Origin of the sequence: Inquilinus limosus (genome assembly GCF_002195995.1) — a bacterium.
In the GTDB taxonomy this organism is placed as follows: Bacteria; Pseudomonadota; Alphaproteobacteria; order DSM-16000; family Inquilinaceae; genus Inquilinus; species Inquilinus limosus_C.
On the sequence record NZ_NHON01000078.1, the window covers coordinates 22231 to 29602 of the forward strand.

The window sequence follows — 7372 nt, forward strand, 5'->3', positions numbered from 1 at the left end:
CCGGCCCTCAGCCCCGGATCGACCAGAGGTCGAGCGCCAGGTTCGGGAAGTCGCCCGAGACATGGATCGCGAAGCCGCCGGAGGACTGCATCTGCTGCCAGTGCGGGCTGTTGCGGTCGAGCTCGAAATACTGGGCGCCGGCGATGAACGGCATCTGCCGCGGCGCCACCGGCAGCGGCTGCAGGTCGATGCCGGGCAGCGCCACATTGACCAGCTCGCGGATATGCTCGACCGCGCCGACCTTGGCCTTGCCCGGGAAGGTACGGCGCAGCTGCTCGGCCGGCATGTCGGCCTGGACCACCAGCACGAAGCTGGTGCCGTTGAGCAGGGTGCGGTCCAGGATCGGGCCGACCCGCACGCCGTGCCGCCGCTCCTGCAGCGGGATGCGGATCGCCGTCTGCTCCAGCACCGCCGAGAGCGAGCGGCGGACATCCGCCATCACCGGGGTGAAGCTGCGCTGCAGGTCCTCGTGCCGGTAGGCCGGATAGGTGTTCGGCCGCCGCCGCGCATCGGTGAAGGTGGCGAACTCCCCGGCCATCTGCACCAGCACGCCGTACAGCGTCTCGGGGTGGATGTTGCCGGAATCCGCCTGATGCGCCAGCAGGGCCTGCCAGCGGTTGATCGACTGCAGCAGCAGGAAGTCGGCGACCTCGGTGTTGCTCTTGGTGCCGACCGCCGTCACCCGCGCCGCGATCGCCTCGCCGCGCTGGTTCAGCATGCCGGCCAGCTCGACCAGCAGCGCCGCCAGCGGGGCAGCGGCGGAGCAGGTCAGCGCCGGCGGGATCCAGCGCTCGTCCAGCACCACGCGGCGGTCCGGCGTCACCTCGGTGATGCGGGCCAGCGGCAGGCAGATGTAGCCGTCGCGATCGTCGGTCTCCAGCAGGTAGCGCAGGCGCAGCTGGCCGACCTGCAGCTCGGCCGGCTGCGGCGTGCCGGAATGGGTGTCAAAGGCCTCGAACGGCCGGGCGCCGTAGCGGCCCTCGCTGGCCAGGATGCCGATCTCCGCCGCCCCCTGCTGGCGCACCGGGATCGCGAGATGGACCAGCGCGTTGCGCACCGAATCCGGCACCTCGAGCGGCGGCGGCAGCTCGGCCTCGTCCGGCACGGCGAAGGGCGTGCCGTCCTCGAACACCCCGGCGGCGGAGGCGAGCGCGAACCGGCCTGCCGCCAGCAGGTCACGGGCGATGGCGATCCCGGTCACGCCCCAGGGATGGGGCCGCAGCGCGCCGACGCTGCCGCGGATCTGCGCCTCGACCCAGCGGTCCTGCTGCTGGAAGTGCTGGGCGCGGAGGAACATGCCCTCCTGCCACGCGATCCGACTGCTCCACGTCACGTCATTCTCCTTGGAAACGCGCCGCCCGGCCTGTGGCGGCGGTGCCCGGCCATGCCCGTCAGGGCCTGGCTATTCGTCGTCGGCCCGGTCCGAGACCTCGGCCATCGCCCGCTCATAGGCGCGGGCGAAGGACTTGCCGAACACGCTGTCGAAATCATCCGCCAGGGCCTGGGTCACGCCGGCGTGCAGTGCCTGGTAGGCGTCCCAGCTGCGGGCCTTGCGCCGGCCCGGCAGCCCGTCCAGCGCTTTGGGCTCCAGCTTGCCCGCGGCCTGGGCGGGGGAAAGCTCGCCGACCAGATGGTGCACCGCCTGCTGCATCGCCGCGGACACCGCCAGCTCGTGCAGGCGCATGTCGCGCAGGGCGTCGGCCACGGCGTCCCGGGCGCTCATGTCGCTGCGGCGGCCGATGCCCAGAAGCCCGGCCAGCGCGTCCTCGTCGTCCGCCGAGAATTTCAGCGGGTTGTTGCCGGCCGGCCGGATCAGGGTCTGCTCGATGCGGAACTCGCCCTTGATCGCCGCCCGGGCGATCATCATCCGGCGCAGGCCGACGACCATGGCGCGGAACGCCTCGCCCAGGCCGCGCAGCATCTCGGCCGGGTCACCCTGCGTCGTGCCCCGCAGCCCGGCGCCCTCAATGAAGGCCGCCACCGCCTGCTCCATCGCTCCGGCCGGTGCGGCGGGCGCTGCCGCCGGCGCGGCCGGGGTGAAGACCGGCGGTGGCGCGGGCGCCGGGGCCGGAGGCGGTGCCTCTACGTCCTCACCGGCCAAGGGCGCCGCCGGTGTGGCCGGGACCGTCGCGGTCGCTGACGGGGCCGGGGTTTCGTCCTCCAGGTCCCAGTCGTCCGGCAGCAGCTCCAGCGAGGTGCGCGGCGGGCGGAAGCTTTCCTGGATCACCGGCGCTTGGTCGGAGATCGAGGACGGCGCGCCCAGGAACCGGCTGACCGACCAGCCGTCGTCGCCGCCGGCCAGGGCCACGTCCTCGGCCGGCAGGCCGACGGCCAGCGGGTCCTCGCCCATGGCCGGGAACGGATCCCCGGTCAGCCGGTCCTCGGCCGGGGATTGCGGGGCGAGGGATGGCGGCCGCTCCGCGGCGGGCCCGGGCACCGGCGCCGCGGGCGCGCGGTCGAACACCGCCTCGATCTCATAGGGCCCGAACACCAGTCGGTCGCCGTCCCGCAGCACCCGCGGCGCGTCGGCGTCGACCCGGTCCGCTGTCGAGTTGAGGAAGGTGCCGTTGGTGCTGGTGTCGGTGACCCGCCAGGCGGCGCCGTCGAAGGCCACCATGCAGTGCCGTTTCGACAGCACGCGCTCGGGATCCGGCAGGACCCAGTCGCATTCGGTGCCGCGGCCGATGGTGAACTCGCCGCCGCCGACCTGCCGCATCTCCGGCGGCACGCCGTCGGGACAGCGCAGGATGCTGAGCGTCAGCATCTCAGGGCCGCGCGGCTGCCGGCTCCGCCGAGCGGGTGCAGCTGTAGGTCTGGACCTCGGCGATGTCGGTCAGCTGGCCGCCATTGCCGCTGGTCTTCCAGGCATATTTCGAATTGGCGTAGAGGCGGTCCTTCACGCCCGGCACCAGCGGAAGATAGTTGACGCTGCCGCCGTCGAGGCTGGTCAGCGCCTGCTGGCCGCGGGGGTCGTACTGGACCGTCAGCCGCTGGCCCTTCTGGCCCTGCGCGGCGGCCGCGCCCGGGGCGGACGCGTCGGTGGCGACGCACTGGTAGACGACCACCTGCCGTCCCGCCTCGGCCCCGGGCCGGGCGCAGCCCGCCGCGGTCACGGCGAGGGCCAGCATCAATCCCCACCTGATCATGACAGACCTCCAGTCGATACGGGGGCAACCCGCTGTTCCGAGAAACGCCGGCCGGACCGGATGTCCAGGCCGCCACCATCGGAACATTCCCGGACCGGGACTACGGGTTCATTTCACCGATGCGGGAAAATGCTACGGCTGCAACAGCCCGGGTTCAGGCGCCGAGGCGGTCGGAGACGACGGACCAGTTGACCAGGCCTTCCATCACCGCCTTGACGTGGTCGGCGCGGCGGTTCTGGTAGTCGAGGTAATAGGCGTGCTCCCAGACATCGATGCCGAACAGCGGCTGGCCGCCATGGGCGAAAGGCGAATCCGCGTTCGAGGTGCCGACCAGGGTCAGCTTGCCGGCATCGGCGACGAGCCAGACCCAGCCGCTGCCGAACACCTTGCCGGCGGCCTCGGTGGTGGCCTTGACCAGCGCCGCCTGGTCGCCGAAGGACTCGCCGATGGCATCGGCCAGCCGGCCCTGCGGCGCCTTCGGCCCGCCGAGGGTGAACTGCTCCCAGTACAAATTGTGGTTCCAGGCCTGGCCGGCCTGGTTGAACACCGCTTGGTCCTTGGCCGTGGCCGACTTCACCACCACCTCGGCCAGGGTCATCGATTCATAGGGCGTGCCGGCGGCGAGCTTGTTGAGCGCGTCGAAATAGGCCTTGTGGTGCTTGCCGTAATGCAGGCCCACGGTCTCCGCCCCGATCGTCGGGGCCAGCGCGTCTTCCTTGAACGGCAGCGGCGGCTGCTTGAACGGGCCTGCCGACGGCACCGTGGTGGCGGCCAGCCGGCGGCTCTCGGCGCTGACCGGCCGCGGCAGCGCGCCCGGGGCGCCGCCGGCCGTGACGGCGGCCCGGGCCGCGGTGGTGGCGAGGACGGCGGCGCCGCCGAACATCAGGGCTTCACGTCGGTTCATGATCTCATCCCGGTTTCGACGACCAGGACACCAAGCCGGGATGCCGTTACCGGGCGATGTCAAAGCCCGACGCGTCGGCTACCGCTGTAAACCGGGGGGCCTAGTCCCGGGACAACGCCACGACCGGGTCGAGCCGCGAGGCGTTGCGCGCCGGCAGGTAGCCGAAGGCGACGCCGATCAGGCTGGAGCAGAGCACGGCGGCGACGATCGAGGCCGGGGAGTAGATCAGCGACAGCTCCGAGGTGATGCTGCCGATCATGGCGCCGAGGCCGAGCGCCGCGGCGATGCCGAGCACGCCGCCGATCAGGCAGACCAGCACCGCCTCGATCAGGAACTGCTGCAGGATGTCGCCCTGCCGCGCGCCGACGGCCATGCGCACGCCGATCTCGGACACCCGTTCCGACACCGAGACCAGCATGATGTTCATCACGCCGATGCCGCCGACCACCAGCGAGATGACGGCGATCGCCGCGATCAGCAGCGTCAGGATGCTGGTGGTGGCGAGGATGGTGCGGCGGATGTCGTCGGTGTTGAGGATGAAGAAGTCCTTGCCGCCGTGCCGCTGGGCCAGGAAGGCCGTGACCGCCTTCGCCGCCACATCGGTGCCGACCTCGTCGCTGACCCGCACGGTGATGCTGCGCAGCGAGGTGTTGCCGAGGAACCGGGCCTGGACCGTGGTATAGGGCAGGTACAGCGACAGGTTCTGGCTGCCGCCGAAGCCGCCCTCCTGCGTCGCGACCACGCCGATCACGCGGCTGGGCACGGTGCCGACCAGGACGATCTGGCCGATCGGGTCCTCCGCCGCGTCCGGGAACAGCGTCTTGCGCGTGTTCTCGTCGATCACGACGTCCTGGGCCATCGACCACACGGCGTCGGCGCCGAACACGCGGCCCTCCAGCAGCCGGGTGCCGCGGACGTCGAAATATCCGGCACCGACGCCGTTCACCAGGGCGTTCGCCTCCGTCGCGCCGCGGCGCACCGTCTTCGAGGTGGAGACCGTCGGCGTCACCGCCGCGACATAGGGCTGGCCGGCCAGCGCGTCGGCATCGGCGACCACCAGGGTGGTGATCTTGGCCGAGCGGACGTCGCCGAAATCCTTGCCGGCGAAGATCTCCAGCGTGTTGGTGCCGAGGCTGGCGATGTTGGCCAGCACCATCTGCTGCGCGCCCTGGCCCAGCGCCACCACCGAGACCACCGAGGCGATGCCGATGATGATGCCGAGCATGGTCAGGAGCGTGCGCAGCCGGTGCGCCTGCATGGTCAGCAGCGCCATGCGGAAGGCCTCGCGCAGCCGGCTGGTCCAGGCGCGCCAGGGATTGAGGGCGGCCGACGGCTTGGCAGCCGGCACCGCGGGCGGGGCCGCGGCATGCTCCTCGACCCGCCGGTCGGAGACGATCTCACCGTCGCGGATCTCGATGATGCGCTGGGCCCGGCGGGCGACCGCCATGTCATGGGTGACGATGATGACCGTCCGCCCCTCCGCCCGCAGCTCGGCCAGGATGCGCAGCACCTCCTCGCCGCTGTGGCTGTCCAGCGCGCCGGTCGGCTCGTCGGCCAGGATGACGTCGGCGCCGTTCATCAGCGCCCGGGCGATCGACACGCGCTGCTGCTGCCCGCCCGAGAGCTGGCCCGGGCGGTGGCCGGTGCGGTCGGTCATGCCGAGTCGGCCGAGCAGCGCCGCGGCCCGGTTCTGGCGATCACCCGGCCGGCGCCCGGCATAGATCGCCGGGATCTCGACATTGCCGATGGCCGTCAGCTCGCCCAGCAGGTGGTAGCGCTGGAAGATGAAGCCGAAATGCTCGCGGCGGAGGGCCGCCAGCTCGTCGGCCTCGAGCGCCGCGGTCTCCCGCCCCGAGACCCGGTAGCTGCCGGAGGTCGGCCGGTCGAGGCAGCCGAGGATGTTCATCAGCGTCGACTTGCCGGAGCCGGAGGCGCCGACGATCGCCACCATCTCGCCGGCCTCGATGGTCAGGTCGATGTCCTTGAGGGCGGCGATGGTGCCTTCGCCCGAGGGGAATTCGCGCCGCAGGTGCCTGAGCGCGATCAGCGGTTCGGCCATGATGTCAGCCACCCGGCGGCGGGGGCGGGCCGGGATTATCGGCGGCGGCTGCGGCCGTTCCCTGCTCGCCGGTCACCACCCGTTCGCCTTCGCTGAGGCCGGAGCGCACCTCGGCCCGGATGCCGTTGTCGAGGCCGACCGTGACCCGGCGCTCGGCGACCTTGCCGGCGCCGTCGACCACCCGCACCGTGGCGGTGCCGTCGGCGCCCTTGGCCCCGAGCGCCGCCGAGGGAATGGTCAGGACGCCCTTGGCCTCGCCGAGCACGATGTGGATCTCGGCCGTCATGTAGGTGCGCAGGTGGTTGTCGGCGTTCGGCACGCTGAACACGCCGATGTAGTAGACCGCCTGCGAGGTGGAGGACGAGCTGCTGGAGCTGGAGCTCGTGGCGCTGATCGTGTTGAAGCTGGAATCGTTGCGGATCGATTCCGGGGCGGGCTCGATCGAGTCCAGCACCGCCTCGTAGCGGTGGCCGCGCTCGCCCAGGATGGTGAAGTAGATCGGCTGGCCGGGCCTGACCTTGACGATGTCGGCCTCGGAGATCTCGGCGCGCACGGTCATCACGTCCAGGTCGCCGAGGATGACGATGGTCGGCGTCGACTGGACGGCGTTCACCGTCTGCCCCTCCTGGCTGACGATCGACAGGACGGTGCCGTCGATAGGCGCGGTGATCCGGGTGTAGCCGAGATCGACCTGGGCGGTCTCGATCGCGACCTGCCCCTCGATGATCTGGGCGTCGAGCTGCTCGATCTGGGCCTGCGTCACCTGGACCGCGGCCTGCGCGCTCTCCAGATCCGCCTGCGAGGCCGCCCGCTGCGCCGCCATCGCCTTCTGGCGGGTCAGGGTCAGCTGGTTGAGGGTCAGCGTCGCCTCCTTCTCCGTGCGCTGGGCCCGGAGATTGGCGAGAGAGGCCTGCTGCGTGCGCAGGCTGTTCTGCTGGGTCACCGAATCAATCTCGGCGACGAGGTCGCCCTTGGCGACCTTCTGGCCGAGCGCCACCTTGAGCGCGGTGATGCGGCCGGAGGCCTGGGCGCCGACCGCCACCAGCCGGGCCGGCTTCAGAGTGCCGGTCGCCAGCACGCTCTCCTCGACATCGCCGATGGTGGCGGCGGCGGACATCGGAGGGGTGCCCTGGGAGGGAAACAGCCAGATCCGGGCCGCCAGCGCGGCCAGGGCGAGGCCGCCCAGCACCGCGACGACGAGGGTGATCCGGCCACGCGGCCGGCGGCGCTTCCGCACAGGAGACGCCGCATCCGCCGCCGGCC

General features: G+C 71.7%; 6 protein-coding genes. All 6 read right to left on the reverse strand.

Annotation, left to right across the window (positions count from 1 at the left end):
* Positions 1-7: 7 nt before the first annotated feature.
* Positions 8-1333 carry a type VI secretion system baseplate subunit TssK gene (tssK, locus tag BWR60_RS27920; RefSeq protein ID WP_088155167.1) on the reverse strand — a complete coding sequence of 442 codons (1326 nt, stop codon included), beginning with the start codon at positions 1331-1333 and terminating at the stop codon, positions 8-10.
* 69 nt (positions 1334-1402) lie between these two features.
* A complete protein-coding gene (gene tagH, locus BWR60_RS27925; RefSeq protein WP_088155169.1) occupies positions 1403-2764 on the reverse strand; it encodes a type VI secretion system-associated FHA domain protein TagH in 1362 nt (453 codons plus the stop codon).
* A 1-nt stretch (position 2765) separates the two neighbouring features.
* On the reverse strand, positions 2766-3128 hold the full coding sequence (locus BWR60_RS27930) for a hypothetical protein (protein WP_088155171.1): 363 nt from the start codon (positions 3126-3128) through the stop codon (positions 2766-2768).
* Positions 3129-3300: 172 nt separating this feature from the next.
* Positions 3301-4050: a superoxide dismutase gene (locus BWR60_RS27935; protein ID WP_230983207.1), complete on the reverse strand. Its 750-nt coding sequence runs from the start codon at positions 4048-4050 to the stop codon at positions 3301-3303.
* Between the two features lie 100 nt (positions 4051-4150).
* On the reverse strand, positions 4151-6109 hold the full coding sequence (locus BWR60_RS27940) for a MacB family efflux pump subunit (RefSeq protein WP_088155177.1): 1959 nt from the start codon (positions 6107-6109) through the stop codon (positions 4151-4153).
* A gap of 4 nt (positions 6110-6113) precedes the next feature.
* A partial coding sequence (locus tag BWR60_RS27945) for an efflux RND transporter periplasmic adaptor subunit (RefSeq protein ID WP_218823713.1) occupies positions 6114-7372 on the reverse strand: 1259 nt, incomplete at its 5' end.